Here is a 22,617-nt window from a genome sequence, read left to right on the forward strand (position 1 = left end):
CCTCCGTGCGGTGAAGATTCGACACCTCCACCACACACGGGGGCCTTCGCCACGATCAAGACCGGCCAGCGTTAACAACGCTCGTGATCAATACAGCTAGAACGCACCTTCTCGTGGCTGACCGCCACCGGCGCCTGGCCAGGGACTACGAGGCCGGCCGCGTCCGGCCGGAGACACCATGATCCGCTGGGCGGTGATCGGCATCATGGATCGCCGCCTCACCCGGACGGGACCCGCTTCCCGGCCGGGTCCGCGTCCGTGGACCCGGAACTGCGCCGTGATCGCGAGCCGTGGGCAACACCAGGCCAACGGGACGGGGTGGTCCGGAGCCCGCGAGGCGGAGCCGGTCAGTGATGAGTGGCGGCGATGGTGATCCCGAGGCCGATCAGGGCGACGCCGCCTGCGGCGCCGATCATCGAGAGGCGGCGGTCCGAGCCGGCGAACCATGTGCGGGCCGCGGAGGCGCCCAGGCCCCACAGGGTGTCGCAGAGGAGGCCGATGAGGGCCGGGACCAGGCCGAGGATCACCATCTGGAGCTGGATGTGGCCGGCGTCGTGGTCCACGAACTGGGGCAGGACGGCGGCGAAGAAGACCAAGCCCTTGGGGTTGGTGATGCCGACCAGGAGCCCGTCCATGACCGTGCGCAGATCACTGCGTTTCTCGTCCGCAGTGACCGCCATGTCCGCGCTCAGGCGGTCGCGGTGGCGGAACGTGTGGACGCCGAGGTGGATGAGGTAGGCGGCTCCGGCAAGTTTCACCACCAGTAGGGCAGTGGCGGAGCTCTGGACCAGGGTGCCCAGGCCCAGGGCTACGGCCAGGATGACGGCGTAGCAGCCGAGGAGGTTGCCGAGGACGGTGGCGAGAGCGGTGCGGCGGCCGTGGGCAAGGGCGCGGCCGATCACGAACAGGACGCTCGGTCCCGGGATGGCGATCACGACGAGCGACATCGCGGCGAAGGCCAGAAGGTTGGAGGTGGACACCATGGGCCGGTTGCTTTCTGAGTCGTGCGGGGTGCCGGTTCGGCACGGTGCTGGGTGCGGTGAGGCGGGCCGCGCCCGCGTGGCGGACCACCGGCGCAGAATCGTGAGGTGGGCACGGGGCAGTCGGACCAGGACCGCGGGTGCCACCTGGAGGCCGCGGCCAACGGATCCGGCGCCGCGGCAGACCGGGTGCGCGGATTCGGTGACCGCCGTGTCGATCAGGCGCGCCACCCCGGCACGGTGGCTGAGCAGGGGGATGCTCCCGGGGACCAGGCCCTCGGTGCTGAGCAGATCAGGGTCGGCGGCGAGCAGCTCCGAACGGCTGGTGCCGACGGCGCGGGCGAGGCGGGCGCCCGTGGATGGTGTACGGGCTGCCGGCGTGTCGAACAGGGCCTGCCAGGCGCCTGGCGGTGAGGGTCTGCGGCCTCGAGTTGATCAGGAGTGATGACCATGTCCAGGGGGTGAGTCCGGAGTGATGTCGGAGTGCTTGCTCCCCCTGAGCCTGAACGACGCCGCGCGAACCGATCAAGTGATTGTGGAATCATGCAATCGTGATCACGCTGCGTTTCTCCGAGACGGTCGAGGAGGACCTCGCCTTCTCCGTCTCCCCCCTGCTCGAAGCGGTCCATTCCTGGCACGTGCTCACCGGCCCCGGACACCACGCCCTGCATGTGCCCTGGGTCAGGCGCTGTCGCCGGCTGCCCGCGGCGCTGCGCCGGAAGATGCGCGATCACGGCTTCGTGGTGGCCGACTACATCCCGGTCTTCTTCGAAACCCTGGCGGACGACCACCACGCCGACTTCGCCGGCCAGCTCGCCGTCATTCGCCGGCTACCGCCCGCTCAGCTGGCCGCCGAACTCGCCCAGACCCTCGTCGACACCACCCGCTACCGGGGCGACGACCTCGTCGAGGACACCGCCACCCGCGACGCGGCCCTCACCGAGCTCCAGCAGACCGACCCCACCCGGGCCGCACGACTCAGCGAGGTCCTCACTGACCCCCTCCCGGCTCTGGAGGGCGCGCTCACCGCACTGGAGGACTACTGGAGTGCCGCCTTCGCCCGCGAATGGGACCGCATCGAACCCACCCTCTACGAGTCGATCGCCCATGCCGGCCAGCGGATCGCCCACCACGGAGTCTTCCCGATGCTGCGAACCCTGGTACCGCAGATCCGCATCGACCCCGCACAACGCACGCTGCGCCTGGACCGCCCGCACCACCACGACATCACTGTCACCCCCGCCTGCCCGGTGACGTTCACCGCCAGCCACTACGTCTGGCCCCACGTCCGCATCACCTGCGACACACCATGGCCTCTTCGGGTCACTTACCCCGCACTGCCCCTCGCGCCCGCCTCCACGCCCCGCCCGCCGAGCCAGGACGAACTCCTCTCGGCGCTTCGGGCCCTGGCCGCCGCCCCCCGCCTGCAGATCGCCACCTGCCTCGCCGAGCGGAGCCGCAGCACCCAGGAACTCGCCACCCTGCTCGGTCTCTCGCAGTCCGTGATCTCCCGCCACCTCCAGCAGATGACCCAGGCCGGTCTGACCACCACACGCCGCGACGGCTACTACGTCCTCTACTCTCTCGACCCCACCCGCCTCGGCCAGCTCGCCACAGCCCTCAACGGTCTCGTCGCCACACCCCGGAACTGACAGGGGGCATCTGCAGCGCGTCTCCCCCTGGACGCCTGCGCGAAACGCTGTCATACCGGCCCGATAGCTTGCCGCTGTGGCAGACATCTACGAACTCTCCATCGTCCTGAACCTGCGCGACGAGCTGTCTGACGATGAGCTCGCAGAGCTTCGGTGGCATCTCGGGCTGGGCCCCAAGCCGGGAACTCTCCATGTCGTGACGGCGTTTCCGACAGTGGAGGAGGATGCCCGCGGCGAACCCGTCGTGGTCGACGACCCCGTTCCTCTGCTGGGCCAGCACGGTGAGGCATGGAAGATCGATGGAGCGTTGGTCGCGGTGCTACTCCGCCATGAGCACGCGCGTGCATGGGCCCTGACGGTTCGCCAGGAGATCCACCCCGACGAATTCGACCGCATTGGTGAACTGCTCAGCTGGCTGGCCGCCAAGGCGGATGACCGGCACCGTAGCGCCACCGGCACGGTCCGTCTGGGCTGGACCAGGTTCTACGAGTCAGACCAGTTCGACCCTTTGGTCATTCGAGACGGAGAGGTGCTGTGGCCCTAGAAGTTGTCATCACATGTCATGACACTGCTACCCACCGGGTGGACGCTCCGGCAGCAGCGCTGGAGCGAGGCACATGTGCTCCTGGTGTGTCCCATCGGTCAGGAACAGTCAGGGAACAGCGGACATCGGTGGCCGTCCCTGGTAGGTACAGGTCAGCGGGTCTCCAGGCCACGCGTTATCAGGGCGCAGCTGCCCTGTCGCTGCAAAACTCAAACCTGCACGTCTCGAGAGCGACGACGCCACGCCTGAGCCAGGGGAGTAGCCGCCAGGGGAACCACTTCGGACAAAGTCCGCCGACTGGAAAGGATCACAACGACACCTTGGAAGACCGGCCCGTCACGCCCCCGAGCACCACGGCCTCGCGGTCGCCTCCTCTGCCGCGGGGCCAACTCCTACCACCGTGCGGTCCGGACGGCACGTCGCGTCCTTGTGCACGGCGGCTTCGGTACGGTGCCGCGATGCCCCACGCTTACGCCGCTCCGGGCTTTCCGCAGAGGACACCGAGGAATCGATGGGCCGGGTACTGACGCCTTTCGGAGGCGGCCTCTCTCCCGGCTCCAAGCGCGCCACCGAACTCCGCGCAAGCCGGGGGATCCCGCGCTCACGAGTACGGAGGTGGCGCCGATTCCCTGGTCTCTGACGGCCCACGTCAGGTCAGAGCCGGAGAATGCCCGCACGTGGAGCCCGAACCCTCGTACCAGTACGGGCTCCATGCGTATCACATGCTGAGGCACGACCCATGGGCCCTGACGCTGTCGGCCCGGATGCAGGAGGTACCGGCGGTGTACTTGCCGCCACGGTCGAAGACCTGGATCACCGATGGCTCATCTGCTTGCCACCATGAAGCGAACGCCTCAGCGATGTACTGGGACTGTTGTTCCAAGTCCTGGGTCTTGTCGACGGCATCATCTGCTTCGTAGTCGACGGTCGGGTAGTCGGATGCCACCTCGATTGCCGGGTACACCTTGCGGGAGTACCCCCGCCACTTCTTCAGGTGCTCGACCGCCTCCTTCTGCTCGTCCGTTCCATGCGCCGCGACGAACTTCTTGAACTGCCAGTGTGCCGGGGGTATCGGCGATCTCCGGCAGCGACATGGTGACCTTCTTCGGCTTCGACCGGGCGGGCTTCGGCGAGCCGGCCGTGATGCTCGTGGCAGCGATGTGCTTGGCCGTCGACGCGGAGTCCGACTTGCCGTCCTCGCCACCGCACTGTGTCGCCACCGCCAGGATGAGCGCGACGACCGCGATAACGCCACACCCCATGGCCGTCTCGTTGCTGCCCTTACTGCTGCCCACGTCCGATCCGTGAAGAGATCGCGCCCCTGTCGTGCACCTGCCCGAAGAGCGAGCGCGGACGCCCGCCGTGCAGCACGTTGAAGGATGTGAATCTCACCGGTGAACCGTACGCTGCACGCGGCGCGGCCCCGCATCCGTGCGATCACGCAGTTCACTACGCAAGTCCGCCGCAGCTCCCGGGTGGGTGCGCTGGTCATGTGGTTGTCCTCGAAGGTCAGCCTCTGACGTGCGGCGCCGAGCAGGGGCGGTCTGCCTGCTGCATCGAGTTACTCCGTTCTCGCCATCGATCTTCACGTACAGAGCGGTGAGGAGGGTCGCCGAGTCGGACGCCATGCAGATCTTGGAGGGCCTGGTTCCCCGAAGCTCCTTTTATGGCTTGCTACTTGGGACCGTCATCAGGGCGGGCCCGCCTGACCGCACACTGGCTGAACGGAGTCCGACCGTATGTCCACCACGTCCCCGGCTGACCTCGGCCCTCGCGAAGCACTGGCCCGATACCGCCGTGCGATGCTCGACAAGTCCGCGGACGACTTGGCCGCCCTGTATGCGGTCGACGCCGTCCATGAGTTTCCGTTCCTCTTCCCGGGAATGCCCGCGCGCTATCACGGGCGCGAGGAGGTGCGCGCGGGGTACAAGGCCGGCTGGGGCGCAAGCCCGGCCCAGCCGCAGCCGGTCCGTGAGGTGGTGGTGCATGAGTCCACCGATCCAGAAGTGATCACCGTCGAGCAGATCGTCACCGGGACCATTGCCACGATCGGCGGATCGTTTGAGTTCCCGGGCGTTCTGGTGATGCGGGTCCGGAACGGCCTGATCGTGCATGTGCGCGACTACATGGACAGCCTCGGTGTGGCTCACGCAATGGGGCGGCTGCCTGCCGTGACCGCCATGCTCAGCGGCCAGCAGCCCGGATCGTCGAACGCCTGAGCTGCATATTCCCGTTCCTTGGAACTACTGCTCCGATGGTGCCACTCGGTTGACGCTTTCATGGCTTCTCGAGCCGGGCTGCCAGATCTACGGGGAGCGTGTCCCGGTTGGTCCGGGTCACTGGGAGCACAGTGATGTCAGGGCGGTGCTTGAGGGCGTCGGTGAAAGGGTCACGGTGCGCGTGGACTGTGGCGACGATGTCGATGTCGGACTCGAACAGACGGCGGACCGTGTCCTGGAACGCGGTGCACGCCAGCTCCATGCGCCCGAGCTCGTCGATCAGGACGAGATCTTCAGGAGCGGGATCCGTTGCCGCCGACATGAGCGGCGGCAGCGCGAACTGCTCCATGACGTCCAGATCGACGCCGTAGCGGCCCACCCGCGGTGGACCGGGCAGGTCGACATGGGCGAGCACGGCTCGGTGACCGCCCTCCAGTGTCTCCAGCGCGAAGCCGCTGCGTGTACCACCGTGCCGGATCTCCTCCGTGGTGAAGCCGACCGCCCTGCGGGTGCGCAGGAGCGTGGCCAGGCGGCGGACAAGGGTCGTTTTGCCCGCGCCGGGGCGTCCTTCGAGCAGGATTCTCGTCGGCATCGTGTGTGCTCCTTGACAGGCCCGTATGGCAGGTCCCCGGTGTCGGCGCGGCAGGCCCACAGCCGATGCAGTGCCTCTCGCGGTGAAGACCGGACCGTCACTGCGCGCCGGCGGCTCGGTCAGCTCACCTGCTCAGCCCGAGTCTCCACAGACCACGGCCGTGTGTCGCGGCGACCAGCGCGTCAGCCGAGGAAGGAGGGTGATGTCGGTCGTGACCGAGCTGGGCAGGCCGTGGTTGAGCCGGGACAGATGCGCGGGCTTGGCGGGCGGGCGTCGCCGTTCCGGAACGGGATGGATGACGGACTTCGCTCGTCGAGCCGCCCGGGAGCGGTGAGTTTCCGCGACAGGGCGGCTCGGCCGTTGTGCCTGCGGTGTTCGGTGAATGTGACCGTGGTGGTGATGGGGATATTTGAATCTCCCCAACCCCTGCTCGGGGGTGGCCCCAGACCCGCTCAGTGGATCTCCCCACCCACAGGGTGCCTGACCTGCGGACGGACGCCACAAGGGAGGGGCCGCCCGATAGCCAGCCAGGTCATCGATGGCCCGCCGCTTGAGCCGGGATCCCCGTTCGTTCCGAGCTTTGACCAGACGAGGCGGTCCGGTCCGCGGAAGTGTTCGCCTCAGTGGGGGTCCGGGTGTCTACTCACCCATAGCGCTGCGGCAATGGATTCTGCCGGTCCGCCAATTGGTTGCCAAGAACTGTCTCCGTCGCGTAGGCGCCAAACGCCACTTCGGTCTGGACTCAGGCCAAACACGCTTTCATAGGTGACGGAAAAATCGGCACCAGGACCGCCGAGGTAGCCCCATCCGGCAGGTTGATCAGGATTGTCCGCCGGATCAATATACCGATATCCATAAACGTCTCCTGTATCCGGGTTCGTGGCCACGAGCCCCCAATCTCCGCCATAGAGTTGGCCTGCCGGGCCACCGACCTTGGTCCACGAGGTGTCATGACCGTCGTAGCGGTAGACACCACTTTTGTCTGGACTCAGGCCGTACACCGAATCTGCGGTGACTGCGAAGCAGGCGCCGGGACCTCCGATGTGTCGCCAGATGTCGGGTTCATTGCAGTACATGTACAGGTTTCCGGTATCCGGGTTCGTGGCCACAAGCCCCCAAGGCCCGCCGTAGAGTTGGCCTGCCGGGCCACCGACCTTGGTCCACGAGGTGTCATGACCGTCGTAGCGGTAGACACCACTTTTGTCTGGACTCAGGCCGTACACCGCGTCTTTGGTGACTGTGAAGGAGGCGCCGGGACCTCCGATGTGTCGCCAGATGTCGGGTTCATTGCAGTACATGTACAGGTTTCCGGTATCCGGGTTGGTGGCTACCAACCCCAAATCCCCGCCGTAGAGTCGACCTGCCGGGCCGCCGACCTTCATCCAGCCCTCGTCGTGGTAGTGATAAACTCCGCTCTTGTCCGGGCTCAGGGCATACACGCTATATTCTGTAAGGGTCATCTCCTGACCTCCGTTAAGGATTTCTAATTCCTCTGGTGGTAAGGGAGCCTGAATGCAGTGAAATTGGTGCTTCGCCCCACGAAGGGCAACACTGGGAGCCGGTCACTGCTGGCCAACGACTTGGTCAGGTCTCGACGTTCATTCTCGCACCCAGAGGCCGTCCCCGCACGTTGAGCAGACATTGGCGCCCGCGCCCAGTTGGACATCCGGCCCACCGGGCACAGCCCCCGCCGCGGCCTGGTCACCGAGTCCTCCCGCGCTCGCAACCCCGACGCCGTGGCGGAGAAGCAGGTCGGCTGGGCGCCCGGCTCCAAGGTGATGCGCCGCTACCGCGAGGAAGACAACGGGTTCAAGGAGAACGCCCTTCACGGGTGCTGCAGTTCGGCGCCAGACGCAGACCGAGGAGCCGAGCGAGGCCCTAGAACGGGCTACAGCCGACGTCGCAGCCGCCAGGCTCGATGTGCCCACGGGGCAGCCGCTCGTCACCAATGCCGACGACCTCCACCGGCGGGACCGAGCATCGGCAACAGCAGGCGCCGTAATCAGAAACAGGTTCTCGCCGAGCTTCCCCACTCCGTTGAGAACCGGACCGAGTGGGGCGAAGAGCATCCCTGGTCGTTTTCAAGAATCCCCGTCAGGTGGTGTCTAGTAGATGCTTAGCTTGTCTTTTAACCTCTGAGGCTGTCGCGCTCGATGATGCTCTCGGGTCGTCTGGTCGTTTTCCCGAGGTCGTAGTGGGTCGTGGGGCGGCGGTTCTTCGAACCAAGTGGCCTTCCTGATCCGGGTGTTGAGGGTTTCGGTGCACGGGCCGGACAGTGCGGTTGCGGGCGGAGGTTCCGAAACCCTCGGCGGACCCGGGCGGGAGTGAGCCGTGCGGGCTCGGCCGGCCTCTCCCAGGGGCGGCGGAGGTCCGCGGCAGCTTCGCGGGTGAGCCGGAGCTGGGTGTGGGCGGCGATGATCAGCCACGTCCAGCGGTCTCCGGCCTCGGGGGTGCGGAGTTTCGGGCGGGTCCAGCCGAGGGTCTGCTTCATCAGCCGGAAGGTGTGCTCGATGTCGAACCTGCGCAGGAACGACTGCCAGCGGACGTCGACGTCCTCGCCACTCGGACCGGTGGCGGAGGACCACAGCCAGAGGGGCAGTGGGTCGCCGCCGCCGGGCAGGCGGTCGACCTGGAGGCAGATCAGAGTGCCCTCGGTGATGGGGAGTTCGCCGGTGTGGTCGATCCACGCGGAGCGGGTGGTCAGGCGGGGGTGGATTCGGTCCCAGGCCATCGCCCTGGCGGTGCCGTACCTGTCGGTGACCTGCACTGTCGCCGCGTCCGGCTCGCTCCAGGTCTCCGGCTTGGCGAAGCGGAACTCCTTGCCGTGCTTGGGCGGGTGGCCGCCGCAGGGGTTGGCCAGGTAGAACTCCTTGCGGGAGGGCGCAGGACGGCGCATGACCCGGTCCGTGCGCATCCGGCTGAGGACCTCGACCGGCAGTCCGCGCAGGAGGTGGGCCATGCGCGGGGCGTCGTAGCCAGCGTCGAAGACGACCAGGATGTCGCGGTCGCCGACGTGCCAGCGGCCCATCTCGATCAGATCCACGACCACCCGGCGGACCTGGGCGGCGGTGACCTCGGCGACGTCGTCGTCCGGCCCGAGACGGACGGCGTCCAGGAGCTGCACCCAGGACGTCCGGCCCGATTCCAGGGCGGCGACGAACGAGTACGGCCAGCCGGGTATGAACTGGTCCGAGGACCGTCCGCTACGGCCGTAGACGTGGCAGAACAGACGCTCTGCGCTGGTCGGGGCGTCGGGGCGTCGGGGCGTCGGGGCGTCGGGGCGTCGGGGCGTCGGGGCGTCGGGGCGGAGCCAGTTGCTGATGTCAACGGCGAGGACCAGACGCCCGTCGGCGGCCTGCGGCATGGGCAGGCCGGCCAGTACCCGCCGCAGCCGGGGAACGTCCACGTTCCCGCTGTTCAGGGCGTCGTACATGGCACCGTGCCCGCGTCGGTGCTCGGCAACCAGCGTCAGGTCCACCGGCGCCGTCACCGGCCCGTCCGCACACAGCAACGCGTCCACCAACTCGAACAGTTCGTCCCCGCGTGCGGTCGGGCAGTCGAATAAGTCGTCCCGGAAGCGTGACGCTTTCGCGAACGCGTCCCCGGGACCGGTGTCAGGCAGCAGACTCACCCTCACGGCCTTCGTCTTGATCGGTGCACCTTGGTCGGAGCACATGATCAGACGAAGGCCGTGTTCACGTCCCGGGAATCCCCATACGGGCGAGCACGTTCGGGACATTGTTCGAGGCCAGAGCCCACCTCAGCCGACGCAACGTCACGCCTTCAAGGCTACGAGCCGGTACAGCGGATCAGGTCGGGCCGTGTCCTGTTTTGGAAGCTCAGCGAGCCGTCTGCATACGTCGTTCACCTGGCCCGCGGTCGCGCGCGAGCACCAGGGGATGTGGCCCGCCTCGATCACCTCCCGCCACCTGCGCGGGCTGCGGCCCTGCCCCGTTCCGGGGAACACGGTCTGCCCGGCAAGGCCCAGCCCCCGCTCTCCCGCCCAACCAAGCACCCGGGCGAAACCGTCGGGCACTCGGGGCGCATACTGACGCCGCAACTCCGCCGTGACTTGGGCGATGTCACTGTCCTCGACGAAGTACGCGTCATCCTTGTCGACGGTAGTGATCAGAACCCCGCCCGGCCGCAATACCCTGGCCGCCTCCGCCAGCACCGATCCGGGGTCCGGCAGCAGATGCAGCAACCACACGATCACGACGACGTCTACCCCGTCCGACGCGAAGGGTAGCCGCATGGCGTCGCCGCGCACGACACCTCCCGGCACCCGCCGCCCGGCAAGGCCCAGCATGCCGGGCGAACGGTCGACACCCACCACCACCCGCTCCGAACGCAGCAGTCTTCTGGTCACGATGCCCGTGCCGCACGCGATGTCCAGGATCGAGCAAGGCCCTTGCGGCAGCAGCAGTTCCACCGCGTCTGCCGCGGCCAGGGCTCTCGGCTCACCGCCACGGGACGCGTCGTAGTCTCGGGCCTCGTCGTCGTAGTCAATCACCCGTCCATCCTGTCCGAGCGTCTTCCGCGTGGCGCACCTTCTACAGGCATCCTCAGAGCATCGTTCGAGGCCAGACCTTAAAGAACAAGCTTAGTGCCTGTTCCTGATCCCTCCCGAAGTCGTGTCGTTAGCCGTAGCCTCGTGGGGTGGCCGGAATCGGCGGGTCCACGCTGCTGCCACTCGCATGCCGGTGTGACCGTCGGCATCAGCCGCCCCTGGCATGCAGGGTGGTGATCGCCATGCCCAATACTGTCGGGAGTGTTGGCGAGACCCGTTACCAGCAGATCGATCGTCGCCGAAGCCCGCCAGCTGGTTCTGCAGCAGTCGCGATGCCAATTCGCCATTGGGGACCTGGCCTTGGAGATCGAGCCGCTTCGCGGCCGTGGCGGTGCGCATCCGGACCCGGGTGAGGAACTGTTCACCGTTGACGAGTCACTCGGGCTGTTTGCTGAGGACATCGGGATTCCTGTGTCGACGGTCAAGAGTACCGGTGGGTGTCGGCCCGGTGCCCGAGCAAGTACCGGCAGGACGGCGTACCGCACGGAGTGCACCGGATCCTGGCTGACATACCCGACGAGCCCGACCGGTGGGAGCGCATCCTGCGCCCGCCGTTCCACCAACGTTCGGGGACCAACCGGTGGACGCTGGACGAGGCCAAGCGGGTCCTCGGCCGACAGGTCGACCGACCGCAGACACCGCAGGAGAAGATCCAGGCGATTCACATCCTGGCCCGTTTTGAGACGGTCGCGGCCGCCGTGGCGACCGACTTCCTGCGCCGCCCAGAGGTCGCCCAACGGGCCATGGCTGACGACACCGCCCGGCACCTGGTCAACCAGGCCCAGGTCGACCGCTCCCGCCAGGCCGGGGAGGACTGCCGCCGCGAGTCGGTCTCCCCGGTCGCACCGGTGGTCAAGCGGATCGAGCACGCGATCGAGTTCCTGGACCTGGTCGGCGCCTGCCAGCGCTTCGTCACGGCCGCTGGCCGGGTGGTGCCGCAGTTGCGCGACCGCCAGCTGTCCGGCGACGAACAGTCCGTCGTGCACAAGAACGTCGGCCGCGTTAGAGCGACGTGCGAATGGGTGGAGACCGCCGTCGATACCGGAGAAGTCGACCTAGGGGGTGCCGGCCGGCCCGATCCAAACGACACCCCCTAGACGAGGAGCTGACCCGCCTGCTGCGGGGCGAGGAGCCGTGCGCAGAGGGCCGCTGAAGCCGGCGGTCTCGGCCGACCGGGTGCGGGCCGCGCTGATGGAGGCCCGCCCGGCCGGGCTGAGGTTCCCTCACTTGGTCGCGGCGACGGAACTGTCGCCGTGGCAGGCCCGCCGGGGCCTCGGCCTGCTGCGGGACATCGCGGTCGAGGAACATCTGACCGCCGATCATCTGGACGCTGGCCGACGGGTACCGCTTCGCCGGGGATCCGGTCGAGCTGGAAGCCCACGAACAGGCGATCTTCCTGCGGAAGCTGAACGAGTTCGCCCGGCTGATCACTGGCACCGTCGGCCCGCACGCGAGATGGATCCGGACGATGAGTGGGTGCAGCTGGTCCTGGCCCAGCTCAACGGCATCAAGGCGGCGCTGGACATGCTGGTGAAGTTCCGCCGCACCCCTGGACCCCGCCCACGCGTGGCAACCTCACGCGCGAACAAGGTTTCGTCGTGGTCCAGAGCCGTGCGCGCCTGAGGTCACCCCGCACGCGATCTCACGCTTGCCGCCGTCGAGGGCTCCGCCCGCGAGGGGCGCCCCATCGGCTGGGCAGCGTGCCTCACCCCATTCGGCGGCGACGCCCGCGTGTAGGCGAATGCCCGTCCCGTGGACGCTCCGCGCCCAGGTGCCGAGAAGTCCCACGACGCGCCGTGACCAGCATGCCGGTCGACTGAAGGCGCACTCCTGCCGAACCCTGATACCGGCGCAGCACAGCAGGGAGCGCGGCCCGGGCCCGACGATCCGCCTCCGGTCCTTGGCTCGCCAGGTGCAGTCGGATCGGACACCAGTCGGCCAGGAAGGCCGCGGCATCCTCCACTTCCTCGCCCCAGGTCTGCACGACGCTCACAGGCCGGGCGTTCACCTCAGTGAATCCCGCCCCCTCCAGGACTTTATGGACACGATCCGGTGAGGACAGTGACATACCGATGTTTTCTGCCGAGCTGACTTCCTCATCTGGACGGGCCCGCCCGCCTGCGGCATCCAGCGCCTCTCCCAGCTCGCTGTCGTCCAAGGGCCCCGGTGTCAGGAACACAACCCGTCCCCCGGGCCGTGATGAGCGCGCGACGTTGGTGAAAGCCTTGCCGGGATCGGCAAAGAACATAACCCCCAGCCGGCTGATGGCCACGTCATAACCGGCCTCGGGCAGGGCATGGACCTGCGCGTCGCCCACCACGAACTTCACATGAGTCAGATGCGGCTGCGCCGCTCCCGCGCGGGCCAGGTCCACCAACCGCCGGTTGATGTCGATGCCTGTCACCTCACCGTGTGCTGCCCGTTCAGCCGCCGCACGTGTCAACTGCCCGGCACCGCAGCCGATATCAAGCACCCGATCCTTCTCCTTGATATCAGCCGCATCAAGGATGAGCGGGTTGAAGACACCCATCACGGCGTCGTAGCGCGCGGCGTACCGGGCCCAGTGCTCCCCCGTCCGCACCAGCCCAATCCGTGACCATGCTCCCTGCCAGTGGCGATGTCTCATACGCCTTGCCTGTCGTCATGGCAGTGAGCGTTCCCGTGATCTTGGTGCTCTGTCAGGGTTCAGGCATAATTCGGCTGTTTGATCCAGCGATTTCTTGTTCATCTGTTCAGCTCACACTCGTCCGGGGCTCGCCGTATGCGCTGAGTGCCTCGGGGACCGGCTGGTAGAACGTCGTGCCGCCGGTGGTGCAGTCGCTGCTGCCGCCGGAGGTGATGCCGAGAGCCTTCGTCCCGTCGTAGAGGGGGCCGCCGGAGTCGCCGGGCTCGGCGCAGACGGTGGTCTGGATCATGCCGCTGACCGTGCCGCTGCCTGGTAGCGGACGCTGACGTTGAGTGCGGTCACGGTGCCGCCGTGGGTTCCGGAGGTGGAGCCGGTGCGCTTGGCGTTCTCGCCGGCGTAGGCGTTCGCCGCGGTGCAGCCGCCGGGGTGGCTGAGGGCGGTGTTGTCGTAGCGGATCAGCGCGTAGTCGTTGCCGGGGAAGTCGTAGCCGATGGTCGGGCCGATGAGGGTGGTGTGGGCCTGGTTGGTGTACCAGGTCTTGGCGACCTTGCCGCAGTGACCTGCGGTGAGGAAGTAGTGGGTGCTGCCGCTGGCCACGTTGAACCCCAGCGAACAGCGGTACTGGCCACCGTGGATGGCGTCGCCGGCGCTCAGCAGTGGCCGGAAGACTCCGTCGGCGTGCCGGACCTGTACGGCACCGGGGTCACCGCCGGCGGCCTTCTCGATGCGGGCGATCGCGGCCTTGGTGACCGTACTGTCGGCCGTGACGACGACGTGCCTGGACGCCTGGTCGACGGCAGACGGCACCGGCCCGGGCGATGTTGTCCGAAACGCGGGCCAGTTGCGCCGCGCCGCGAACCGGGGTGCCCGCGGCAGCGGCGCTCGGCGCTCCCGACCAGAATGGCGTGTTCCTGACATATGTCGACCGGTGAGGATGCCGCCGAAGGGCTCCGCGCACAAGGGACTCACGGCAACGGAAATCCGGCACCCGGTTCGGGCCGCCCGCGCTGCCCCCGCCTCGCATGCCGCCTCCAGTCGGTCGCCCGGTAGTCGGGTGTGGACGGGTAGGGGTGCTGGTAACGAAGAACCGGTCGGCTGCGCTGCAAGTGGTGGGGTGTGTCGTCATGTCGAGAGGCGGGATGGCGAACGGGCCTATTTTTGACAAATATTACGTTTGTTGACTTATAAAGTCGCTGTAAACATCTGGGGTTGAGGGTGGGCGGGGGAGTACGGTTCCGGCGCTCGGCAGTAGGAGAACAGGTGCGGCCGTAGGGGCGGCCGCGACTTACGCCGAAGAAGCCGGAGACAGTCCATGCGTGTGTATTCCGCGCGGCGCAGACCGCGCCGCGAGGCGGAGAGCGGTGGCCGAAGGGCGCTCGCCGCCGCGGCCGCCGTACTTCTGATAGCGGGGACGGGACCCGTCGCCGCGTTCGGGGCCGGCGACACCGACTCCGGCCGCCATGAGGTGGCGGGCGAGGAGTCCCATGAACTGATGGAGTCCCTGGACGCGTTCAACGAGCCGAGGCTCTCGCCCAGCGGCGAGGTCACTTCGGGCGCCTACGCCGACGCCTGGGAGCACATCAAGAACATGCCTGTCACGTCCGGCAGTTGGTCCGAGGTCACCACCTCGCCGTACGACGAGGACGCGCTGCACTACCGTGACCGGTCGGCCTCCAACTCCGGTGGTGGCGCGGGGCACTCGGCGGGCCGGATCGCCGCCCTGGCCACCGACCCGACGCACCCGGGCGTGGTCTACGCGGGCGCCGCCGGCGGAGGTGTGTTCCGCTCCACCGATGACGGGAAGACCTGGACACCGATCGCCGACCGGCTGCCCGCTATGTCCGTGGGCGCCCTCGCGGTCGCGCCCGACGGCTCGCTGTGGCTGGCCACCGGCGAGGCGACCACCGCCTCCGACAACTACCTGGGCAGCGGCGTCTACCGCCTCGCGAACCCGGTCACCGGCACCTTCAGCGAGAGCGACAAGGTGGGCGGCACGGAACTGGACTCCGCCTCCATCCACACCCTCACCTTCGACAAGGCCGCCGGTTACGTCTTCGCGGCCTCCTCGCACGGCGTCTTCCGGCGCCCGCTGTCGGCCGGGCAGTCCACCGCCTGGACGAAGGTCCTCGCCCCGTGCGCGAGCGTCGGCATCAGCGGCGTGAGCTGCGGGGTGGACAGCCACTACGCAGACATCGCCAACGACATCGCCGTACAGCCCGGCACCGGCGGCACGAAGCTGCTGGCCAACGTGGCCTGGCGCAGCGGCGCCGCCTACAACGGCTTCTACTACTCCGACGACGCGGGCACCACCTGGAAGCGCGCCAACCCGACCGGTGCGATCAACCCCGCCGAGATCGGCAACGCCGCCTTCGCCTACGCGGCCGACGGCAGCAGGCTCTACGTCTCGATGGAGTCCCCCAAACTCCTCAACAAGTCCTCCGGTTCCGGGGTGTACTCCGTCCTCGCCGGCGTGTACGTCAGCCAGAGCGGCAACGCCAGCGGCTCGTTCAAGCAGATCGCGACCTCCTCGTCGCTGTCGGCGTCCGGCTCCGCGATGAAGATCAACGAGATCGGCAGCGGCTACCAGCCCGGCTCCCAGGCCTGGTACGACCAGGTCGTCGCGGTCGACCCGAGCGACCCGAACCACGTCTACCTCGGCCTGGAGGAGATGTTCGAGTCCCGGGACGGCGGCGCCACCTGGAAGACGATCGGCCGTTACTGGAACTTCGGCATGCCGTGCTTCTCGTACGACCCGGCCGCGAACTCCTGCGACGGTGACGTGATGCACTCCGACCAGCACGCCCTCGCCTTCTCCCAGTGGAAGGGCAGCACGCCGGAGGTGTTCGTCGGCAACGACGGCGGCGCCTACGCCCGCCCCACCACACAGACCACCACCGGCTGGCGCAACCTCAACGCATCGGGCACCCTGCGCAACCTCCAGTACTACTCGGTACGCGCGGGCAGGATGACCGACGGCAGCGGCGAGGCCGTCTGGGGCGGCCTGCAGGACAACGGCGTCTCGCTGCTCGCCCCCAAGGGCGCCACCTACCAGGGGCGCCGGCTCAACCCGAACGGCGAGATGGTCTCCCCGTTCGGCGGTGACGGCGGCGACCAACTGGTCAACCCCGCCAACGGCTGCCAGACGGTCGGCGAGTACGTCGACCTGGCGCTGCAGATCACGAACAACTGCGGCTACACCGCCAGTGACGACGGCTCCGAGGACGTCATCACCGACATCGCACCCGGCGACCCGGGGGCCCGCTTCATCGCCCCGTTCAGCGCGGACGAGACCGACCCGAACGGCCTGTGGGTCGCAGGCGGCCAGTACGTCTGGGGTAACACCACGACCTGGAAGAGCACCTCCGGCGCCGACTGGACCAAGCTGTACGACCTGGGCGCCGGCCACTCCGCCTCGGCGGTCGCCAGCCGGGGCCACGTGACGTGGGCGGCCTGGTGCGGCCCCTGCTCGAAGGTCGACGGCACCTTCGGGCGGGGCATCGCCACCAACTACGGCGGCACCTGGCACCAGGTGAACCTGCCCGCCGCCTTCCCCAACCGCTACATCTCCGGCCTGACCATCGACCCGTCCGACGCCTCCGGCAAGACGGTCTACGCGGTGATCAACGGCTTCTCGCGGCACTGGAACGAGGGCCCCGGCGCCGGCTACGGCCACGTCTGGAAGACCACCGACGGCGGCACGACCTGGACGGACATCAGCGGCGACCCCGCGGCCAGGGACTCCTTCCCGGACGCCCCCGCCAACGCGGCGCTCGTCACCAAGAACGGCGCCCTCGTGGTCGCCACCGACCTGGGCGTGTTCACCAGCACCTCGGCGGGCCACTGGACGCGCCTGGGCACGAACCTTCCCACCTCCCCGGCGGTCTACCTCTCATCCGGCCCGGACGGCGGCCAGGTGTACGTGGCCACCCACGGCCGCGGCATCTGGAGGACACAGACCCCGTAACGCCCGAGCCCAGGCACGGTGACAGCAGGCACAACGCCGGATGCCCTCAGCCAGGTTCCTGGCCGAGGGCATCCCGCATTCGCAGACCTTGCGTCAGGCCCCTCGACCACTGCCCGCAAAACACGCCACTTGTACGTGGCGGCGTGGACACACGCCGGTGGGCTGCCCGCAGGCGCGGAGAGCATTCCTCGGCGCGGTCACGGGCCTCGATGTCAAAGGGGCCGATCCCGCATGCGCAGGGAGCACGGCTGTACACCGTGTGCCGGATCCGTACACGGGGCCCATTGCCGGCGTACACACTGATGTGCTCAGGCGTGTATGGATGAACGTGCTCAGGAGAGCGGCGTGTCACCGCCGGGGCAAGGTGGCTGCGGTCGACGCTCCGACGGAGTGGCCTCGGGCCGGGAGGGACAAGGAGATGGGACGCATGCTGGTACTGGGGCGCTCGCAGGTCGAGGCCCTGCTCGACGTGGACGCGCTGATCGACGCCCTGGCCTCGGCGATGGCGGACCTCAGTGCGGGCCACGCCTCGGCCCCTGACCGCGTCGCCGCGCTGGTGCCCGAGCGTGAGGGGTTCCTGGCGGCGATGCCGGGCTTCGTGCCCTCGGCCGGGGTGCTCATGAGCAAGCTGGTCTCCCTCTTCCCGCACAATGCCGGGACACGGCTGCCGACCCACCAGGCGCTGATCGTGGTGTTCGATCCGGACACCGGCGAGCCTGCGGCGTTGCTGGACGGTTCGGTCATCACCGCGGCGCGGACCGGCGCCTGCTCGGCGCTTTCGGTGCGGCTGCTGGCGCGCGAGGACGCGACGGTGCTGGCGATCCTGGGCACCGGCGTGCAGGCCCGGTCCCACGCCCGCGCGATCTGCCGGGTCCGCCCGATCCGGCAGATCCGGGTGGCCGGCCCGGACCCGGCCAAAGCGGCCGCCCTGGCAGAGGAGCTGTCGTCCGTGCTGGAGACAGAGGTCTGTGCGGCATCCAGCTATGCCGAGGCGCTCGACGGCGCGGACATCGCCGCCGCGACCACCCATGCCCTCCACCCCGTGATCCGCCGCCCCTGGCTGACACCCGGGGTGCACATCACGTCGGTGGGGTACAACCCGGCCGGTCGCGAGGTCGACGACGCCACGGTCGTCGATGCTCTGGTGTGCGTCGAATCGAGGCAGGCCGCGCTGGCCCCTTTCCCGACGGGCAGCAATGACCTGCTGGTGCCGATCCGCGACGGCCTCATCACGGCCGAGCACGTGCACGCCGAGCTGGGCGAACTCGTCGTCGGCAGCAAAACGGGACGCAGCTCGCCAGAGCAGATCACCCTCTACAAATCGGTCGGCGTCGCAGTGCAGGACGCCGCGGCCGCGGCCCTGGTCGTCGCCGCCGCCCGCGAACAGTCAATCGGCGAGGAGATCACCTTGCGGTGATGCCGATGCCCGGCGTGTGTTGTCGGCGTCATCCGGCCACAGCCGTGCCTCGGTGCGCACCTGAAGGTAGCCGGCCGATCGAGCGCCGGCCTCCTGGGCAGGCGTCCCGCTGCGCCACCCGGCTCCTAGGGGGTGCCGACCGGCCTGATCCGAACGACACCCCCTAGCCCCCGACGTCGCCTGATTCCAGTACCCCCACGGACGCGGGAGGCTGGACATCCAAGGGTTCGTCGAACGCACTGAACGACGTGGTGGTGAGGTTTCCGCCGCCTTCGTAGACGGTCCTCAGCAGGTACGGCTTGCCCTCGGTGGCCACGTAGAAGGTGTACGTCCCTCCCTTGTCTGCTTTGTCCGTGACCTTCAGCGCGACCGCCTTCCGGTCGCCGATGCGGGTGGTCTTCCCCTTCTCTGCCTTGCCGAAAGAGGCGAACGTCCAGGTGCACGCGGCCAGTCCGTCCCCGGGCTGCGCCTGGTCGGCGGGCTCCTTCACCCACTGCTTCAGCCGGAGGCCGTCGATCTTCCTGCCGCTCCAGTTGCCGAGGTACGTTTCGTCCGGGCGGACGTAGTCGGTCCCACCGATCCTGATCTGTTCGAGGCTGCCGTGCTCGGCCCAGGTGGTCTTCGCCCTGCAGCGGTTCTTGAGATCAGTCTCGAGGCGGGTCGTCACCGTGCCGTTGGCCGCGGTGTTGGTCATCTCCACGGTCACGGAACGCAGTGCGCGCATCGTGTCGTTGGCCTCGTGGAGCAGGTCGGCCGCGGACTTTCCCTCACCGCCGTCCCCGGCCGCGCACCCGGTGAGCGCGGCCCCGGTCAGCAGACACACCAGTGCCCTGGTCATACGAATCGTGCGCACGGGCCCCCACTCCGTCTTCCCTTTGCCGATCATGCCCATGATCGGCAGCGGGAGCCTACCAGCCCCGGCCGGGGCGGTAAGGGCACTCGCCGCCGCCAGGACCAAGGGCGGCGTCACCCCGACGATCTGCACGGTCGGGGAACTCCCCGTCGAGCAGCCGCAGCGGACGCGCCGTCAGAGGCAGCCGCTGTGCGAATACGCGAGCCCGCCCGCCATTACCAGCCCGGTGTCCCATGAGACACATCAAAGTCTGTGGAACGACGGCACCGGCCATCCTGTGTCCGCGGCTCAGCAAACTCGCCCCTCGCGGCCTTCGTTGTGATCAGTGCACCTTCCCGTCTCGCGGCTGCGAGGTGCCGGGCCGCACGGTAGATTGGAGATCGGGCGTGGTGTCGGATTTCACCCGGGTGCAGGCGTGTTGGCCGTCCCGACGAGGAGCAGAACATCATGGCCAAATCCGTCCGCCTCGGCATCATCCGGGCTCGGCACGACACCACCGTGCCCGTCATCCCCGATCTCGCCTGCATCGCAATGCTCATGACCGGCGACCACGCCCTGCTGCGGTTCTGGGAAAACACCACCCGGGGACACCTCGACTTCGTCGACTCGTCGATGTTCCCGTGGGTCGACATGACGATGGGGACTGACACCTCCCGGGACGCCCAGGCCCGCGCTGCCGTCGACGCGCTGCGCGCCCGGTTCCCCAACCCCCCGGAGTGGCCCGGACTCAACGGCCTGATCGTCATCACCCACCCGGGACAGCGCACAATGCCAAATCCTCGGGCGGGGCAGCCGGGCCAGCCCGCCACGATCACGCAGAGCTTCGACGGCGGTACGACCGGTGTCGACGGGTTGCCGGTGGCCGTGCTTCCGGTGATGTCGAGCGACCTCACCTTCATGTGCCACGAGGTCGGCCACGTCCTCGGCCTGGACCACACCTTCGGGCTCGACAACAACGGCACCGACTGGGATCCGACCGACGCCACCATCGTCGTAGGCCAGGAGTACGGCTCCCCCTACGACCTCATGTCATCGGCCACCTTCGCCGGCCGCTTCCTCGGCACGGGGCCGTTCTACTCCGGCCAGCCGACCTTCACCGGGCCGACGGTCACCAACTGGCCGTACGCCGGCGCCTCCTCCATGGGCCCGCACCTCTCGCGCGCGAACCTGCACCTGTTCATGCCGGACGCGCTGGCCGGACGGGTGGTCGAGGCGCCCTTCCCGCAGCCGGGCGCACCCGTCACCGCACGGATCGTGCCGGCGTCCGCGTCGAACGGCAGGTGCCTGCTCGTGCTGCACCCGCCCGGAGAGCCGGCCAACGGGGTGGGCCGGGTCTACGTCGAGTACCGCGTCCCGGCGGGCTGGGACGCCGGCATGGACCCCCAGGGGCCGAGCCTTTCGCGGGAAGGGGTGGTCGTCCACTCGATCGTCGACATCACCAACAAGGGCCCTCGCGCGTGGTACCGGGGATCGATACCGACGGCGTCGCCGGACACCGATGTCGCCGTCGCGACGACACCGCTCGTGGTGCGTACCGCAGCCGTCGATCCCGAGCGGCAATGGGTGGACCTGTCGGTCACGGCGGGCGCGGCGAAGGCGGCCGAGATCGTCCGGGGACTGCAGACCGACGACGTGGTCGGCGCCGTCGGTGAAGTGCAGCAGACCATGACGCCCTGTGGCGACCCCGTCCGCAGGGGGACCTTCGCCACCTCGACGACCGCCCGCTTCGGCGTGCGCAGCACCGGCTTCGGCGGCAGCGGCGAGCCTGTCGACCCGCAGCCCACCATCGCCTGGACCGTCGGCGGTGTGCCCCTGGGCGCGCCGAGCGGCAACGTCAGTGTTCCCGTGGACGGGACATCATTCACGCTCGACTACACGATCGATCCGGTCATGTCCGAGCTCACACTCACCTCCCGGGGCGGGGAACGCTACGAGACGCCCGCGGCGGTGACGGTCAGCGGGGACGGGACGACGGCGTCCGCCACCGCCGTGTTCACTGCGCAGGGGTGGTTCGAGGGAATCCACCCCGACGACGTGCAGAAGTTCGGTGACTGCCTGCGCCGCATCACGGAGCGGTACCGGCGGATGCCTGCGCCGTTCCGCAGGCCGACGCCCGAGCCGTCCTGGAGTGACCTGGCGACGCGTCGGCTGGCTGAACAGGCCTGGCTCAGACAGGCGTTCCGGTTGATCGCCCAGCCACCGGACCTCGACGCCGCCGGCCGCGGCGAGCTGAGCCGGCTCCTCCAGGTGCAGGCGCCGCCCACCGCGTTCATCGACGCGCTGGGGGCGGCGGCGGTCGACTACAGCGTGCCGGAGGCGGACCTCACCGACTGGCTCCGGAACCCGGAGTTCACTCCCTACCCGGCGCTCGCCCAGTCGCTGCTGCTGAGGCTGGACAGCACGCGGTTGAAGCGTCCGGTGTTCCTGGACGTCATCGCGTTCAACTACGAGAACTCGCCGGGGAAACCGACGCCGCGTCTCCTGGAGGACGTGGACACGGGCGTCCTGGAGGCGGCCGTGGTGGAGGGCTGGAACGTCCGGTATGGGGAGGCGGCGTCGGAGTTCGGGGAGTTGTTGGCGTGATGGTGCTGCTGATGCACAGGAGGTCGGACGGGCCGACTTGCCGTGTCGGGCGGTGAGGGCCCCGTGCACGATCCGGGCCAGGGTTACGCCGATCGTTGATCACGTAACTGGCCGAGGCGAGTTGCATCAGACCGCATACGAGATGCTGTTAGTACCGCCCGGGGACGGCTCGCTGTCGCGCCCTGAGCGGGGCCTGCTGACGTCGGCGTTGGAATGGCCCGGTGAGTTGCGCGGCGCCTCCTGGGAACAGCCAACTCATCTTGTACGACATTGGACAGCTGTCGTCCGCCGGCAGGAACACCCCTTGGCGTTCCGCCGTACGCGGCGGGCGACGTCGTCGAGATGCCCCGTCGTGAGACGAACTCGCCGACGGCACAGGGGAGTTTCATTGCTGCCCCTGGTTCAGGGCCGAATAGCCCATGCCGCCTAGGGTTCGTGGCGCGGCCACACGGGTGGTTCTGCGGGGAGCGCCCGGACCCGAGTTCGGCCTCGTGATGCCTTGATTTACAAGGGACTTGGGGCCGCCGTCGGGCCGACGCCCGTGCTCGTTGATCGGACGATCCGGCGTGCCGACGAGTAGATCTCGGGCATTTACGCATTAACCTCTCGTCACCTTA

At 68.5% G+C, this 22,617-nt stretch carries 19 protein-coding genes; 9 read left to right on the forward strand and 10 right to left on the reverse strand.

The annotated features are described in order from the left end of the window. Positions 1-347 precede the first annotated feature (347 nt). Complete coding sequence (locus ACIGXP_RS36510) at positions 348-983, reverse strand: LysE family translocator (RefSeq protein ID WP_399775804.1); 636 nt, start codon at positions 981-983, stop codon at positions 348-350. 548 nt (positions 984-1,531) lie between these two features. Here ACIGXP_RS36510 and ACIGXP_RS36515 point away from each other — a divergent pair. Continuing rightward, positions 1,532-2,632 (forward strand): DUF5937 family protein, encoded by a 1,101-nt coding sequence (locus tag ACIGXP_RS36515; protein ID WP_399775806.1) that lies wholly within the window; start codon positions 1,532-1,534, stop codon positions 2,630-2,632. Between the two features lie 76 nt (positions 2,633-2,708). After that, complete coding sequence (locus ACIGXP_RS36520; protein WP_399775808.1) at positions 2,709-3,176, forward strand: hypothetical protein; 468 nt, start codon at positions 2,709-2,711, stop codon at positions 3,174-3,176. Between the two features lie 718 nt (positions 3,177-3,894). Here the strand turns inward: ACIGXP_RS36520 and ACIGXP_RS36525 are convergent. Next, on the reverse strand, positions 3,895-4,140 hold the full coding sequence (locus tag ACIGXP_RS36525; RefSeq protein WP_399775810.1) for a hypothetical protein: 246 nt from the start codon (positions 4,138-4,140) through the stop codon (positions 3,895-3,897). A gap of 95 nt (positions 4,141-4,235) precedes the next feature. Between ACIGXP_RS36525 and ACIGXP_RS36530 the strand changes: the two genes are divergently transcribed. Next, on the forward strand, positions 4,236-4,484 hold the full coding sequence (locus tag ACIGXP_RS36530) for a hypothetical protein (protein WP_399775812.1): 249 nt from the start codon (positions 4,236-4,238) through the stop codon (positions 4,482-4,484). A gap of 431 nt (positions 4,485-4,915) precedes the next feature. Continuing rightward, positions 4,916-5,395 carry a nuclear transport factor 2 family protein gene (locus ACIGXP_RS36535; protein ID WP_399775814.1) on the forward strand — a complete coding sequence of 160 codons (480 nt, stop codon included), beginning with the start codon at positions 4,916-4,918 and terminating at the stop codon, positions 5,393-5,395. Positions 5,396-5,453: 58 nt separating this feature from the next. Here ACIGXP_RS36535 and ACIGXP_RS36540 read toward each other — a convergent pair whose 3' ends face one another. The 4 genes from ACIGXP_RS36540 to ACIGXP_RS36555 all read right to left on the reverse strand — a co-directional run bounded on the left by ACIGXP_RS36540 (position 5,454) and on the right by ACIGXP_RS36555 (position 10,500). Continuing rightward, on the reverse strand, positions 5,454-5,987 hold the full coding sequence (locus tag ACIGXP_RS36540) for a nucleoside-triphosphatase (RefSeq protein ID WP_399775816.1): 534 nt from the start codon (positions 5,985-5,987) through the stop codon (positions 5,454-5,456). Between the two features lie 620 nt (positions 5,988-6,607). Continuing rightward, positions 6,608-7,447: a hypothetical protein gene (locus tag ACIGXP_RS36545; RefSeq protein WP_399775818.1), complete on the reverse strand. Its 840-nt coding sequence runs from the start codon at positions 7,445-7,447 to the stop codon at positions 6,608-6,610. 668 nt (positions 7,448-8,115) lie between these two features. Then, the gene (locus tag ACIGXP_RS36550; protein ID WP_399775819.1) at positions 8,116-9,618 is read right to left on the reverse strand and encodes a transposase; all 1,503 of its coding nucleotides are present in this window, start codon (positions 9,616-9,618) and stop codon (positions 8,116-8,118) included. 144 nt (positions 9,619-9,762) lie between these two features. After that, entirely contained in the window at positions 9,763-10,500 is a 738-nt protein-coding gene (locus tag ACIGXP_RS36555; protein WP_399775820.1) for a class I SAM-dependent methyltransferase, read from the reverse strand. 494 nt (positions 10,501-10,994) lie between these two features. On the opposite strand from ACIGXP_RS36555, the gene ACIGXP_RS36560 reads away from it, so the two are divergent. Then, positions 10,995-11,654, forward strand: a complete 660-nt coding sequence (locus tag ACIGXP_RS36560; protein WP_399775822.1) for a DUF6192 family protein — start codon at positions 10,995-10,997, stop codon at positions 11,652-11,654. Positions 11,655-11,691: 37 nt separating this feature from the next. Further along, positions 11,692-12,180, forward strand: a complete 489-nt coding sequence (locus ACIGXP_RS36565) for a hypothetical protein (RefSeq protein WP_399775824.1) — start codon at positions 11,692-11,694, stop codon at positions 12,178-12,180. A gap of 82 nt (positions 12,181-12,262) precedes the next feature. Here the strand turns inward: ACIGXP_RS36565 and ACIGXP_RS36570 are convergent, their stop codons facing one another. The 3 genes from ACIGXP_RS36570 to ACIGXP_RS36580 all read right to left on the reverse strand — a co-directional run bounded on the left by ACIGXP_RS36570 (position 12,263) and on the right by ACIGXP_RS36580 (position 13,990). Beyond that, a complete protein-coding gene (locus ACIGXP_RS36570) occupies positions 12,263-13,087 on the reverse strand; it encodes a class I SAM-dependent methyltransferase (RefSeq protein WP_399775826.1) in 825 nt (274 codons plus the stop codon). Positions 13,088-13,289: 202 nt separating this feature from the next. After that, positions 13,290-13,472 carry a trypsin-like serine protease gene (locus ACIGXP_RS36575; RefSeq protein WP_399775828.1) on the reverse strand — a complete coding sequence of 61 codons (183 nt, stop codon included), beginning with the start codon at positions 13,470-13,472 and terminating at the stop codon, positions 13,290-13,292. Continuing rightward, complete coding sequence (locus ACIGXP_RS36580; RefSeq protein WP_399775830.1) at positions 13,469-13,990, reverse strand: S1 family peptidase; 522 nt, start codon at positions 13,988-13,990, stop codon at positions 13,469-13,471. The genes ACIGXP_RS36575 and ACIGXP_RS36580 overlap by 4 nt, the downstream gene beginning before the upstream one ends. 505 nt (positions 13,991-14,495) lie before the next feature. On the opposite strand from ACIGXP_RS36580, the gene ACIGXP_RS36585 reads away from it, so the two are divergent. Together ACIGXP_RS36585 and ACIGXP_RS36590 are read left to right on the forward strand one after the other, a co-directional pair. Continuing rightward, positions 14,496-17,147 (forward strand): WD40/YVTN/BNR-like repeat-containing protein, encoded by a 2,652-nt coding sequence (locus ACIGXP_RS36585; protein WP_399775832.1) that lies wholly within the window; start codon positions 14,496-14,498, stop codon positions 17,145-17,147. 427 nt (positions 17,148-17,574) lie between these two features. Further along, positions 17,575-18,564, forward strand: a complete 990-nt coding sequence (locus ACIGXP_RS36590; RefSeq protein WP_399775834.1) for an ornithine cyclodeaminase family protein — start codon at positions 17,575-17,577, stop codon at positions 18,562-18,564. Between the two features lie 163 nt (positions 18,565-18,727). Here ACIGXP_RS36590 and ACIGXP_RS36595 read toward each other — a convergent pair whose 3' ends face one another. Further along, a complete protein-coding gene (locus ACIGXP_RS36595) occupies positions 18,728-19,417 on the reverse strand; it encodes an outer membrane lipoprotein carrier protein LolA (RefSeq protein ID WP_399775836.1) in 690 nt (229 codons plus the stop codon). Between the two features lie 447 nt (positions 19,418-19,864). Between ACIGXP_RS36595 and ACIGXP_RS36600 the strand changes: the two genes are divergently transcribed. Next, on the forward strand, positions 19,865-22,000 hold the full coding sequence (locus tag ACIGXP_RS36600) for a hypothetical protein (protein WP_399775838.1): 2,136 nt from the start codon (positions 19,865-19,867) through the stop codon (positions 21,998-22,000). Positions 22,001-22,617 lie beyond the last annotated feature (617 nt).

Origin of the sequence: Streptomyces sp. NPDC053069 (assembly GCF_044546895.1) — a bacterium.
GTDB lineage: Bacteria > Actinomycetota > Actinomycetes > Streptomycetales > Streptomycetaceae > Streptomyces.

Excerpts from the sequence above, each read along its gene's own strand:
- ACIGXP_RS36510 (WP_399775804.1), bottom strand. The coding sequence starts at position 983 with ATGGTGTCCACCTCCAACCTTCTGGCCTTCGCCGCGATGTCGCTCGTC.
- ACIGXP_RS36535 (WP_399775814.1), top strand. The coding sequence starts at position 4,916 with ATGTCCACCACGTCCCCGGCTGACCTCGGCCCTCGCGAAGCACTGGCC.
- ACIGXP_RS36540 (WP_399775816.1), bottom strand. The coding sequence starts at position 5,987 with ATGCCGACGAGAATCCTGCTCGAAGGACGCCCCGGCGCGGGCAAAACG.
- ACIGXP_RS36545 (WP_399775818.1), bottom strand. The coding sequence starts at position 7,447 with ATGACCCTTACAGAATATAGCGTGTATGCCCTGAGCCCGGACAAGAGC.
- ACIGXP_RS36570 (WP_399775826.1), bottom strand. The coding sequence starts at position 13,087 with ATGGGTGTCTTCAACCCGCTCATCCTTGATGCGGCTGATATCAAGGAG.
- ACIGXP_RS36575 (WP_399775828.1), bottom strand. The coding sequence starts at position 13,472 with ATGATCCAGACCACCGTCTGCGCCGAGCCCGGCGACTCCGGCGGCCCC.
- ACIGXP_RS36585 (WP_399775832.1), top strand. The coding sequence starts at position 14,496 with ATGCGTGTGTATTCCGCGCGGCGCAGACCGCGCCGCGAGGCGGAGAGC.
- ACIGXP_RS36590 (WP_399775834.1), top strand. The coding sequence starts at position 17,575 with ATGCTGGTACTGGGGCGCTCGCAGGTCGAGGCCCTGCTCGACGTGGAC.
- ACIGXP_RS36600 (WP_399775838.1), top strand. The coding sequence starts at position 19,865 with ATGGCCAAATCCGTCCGCCTCGGCATCATCCGGGCTCGGCACGACACC.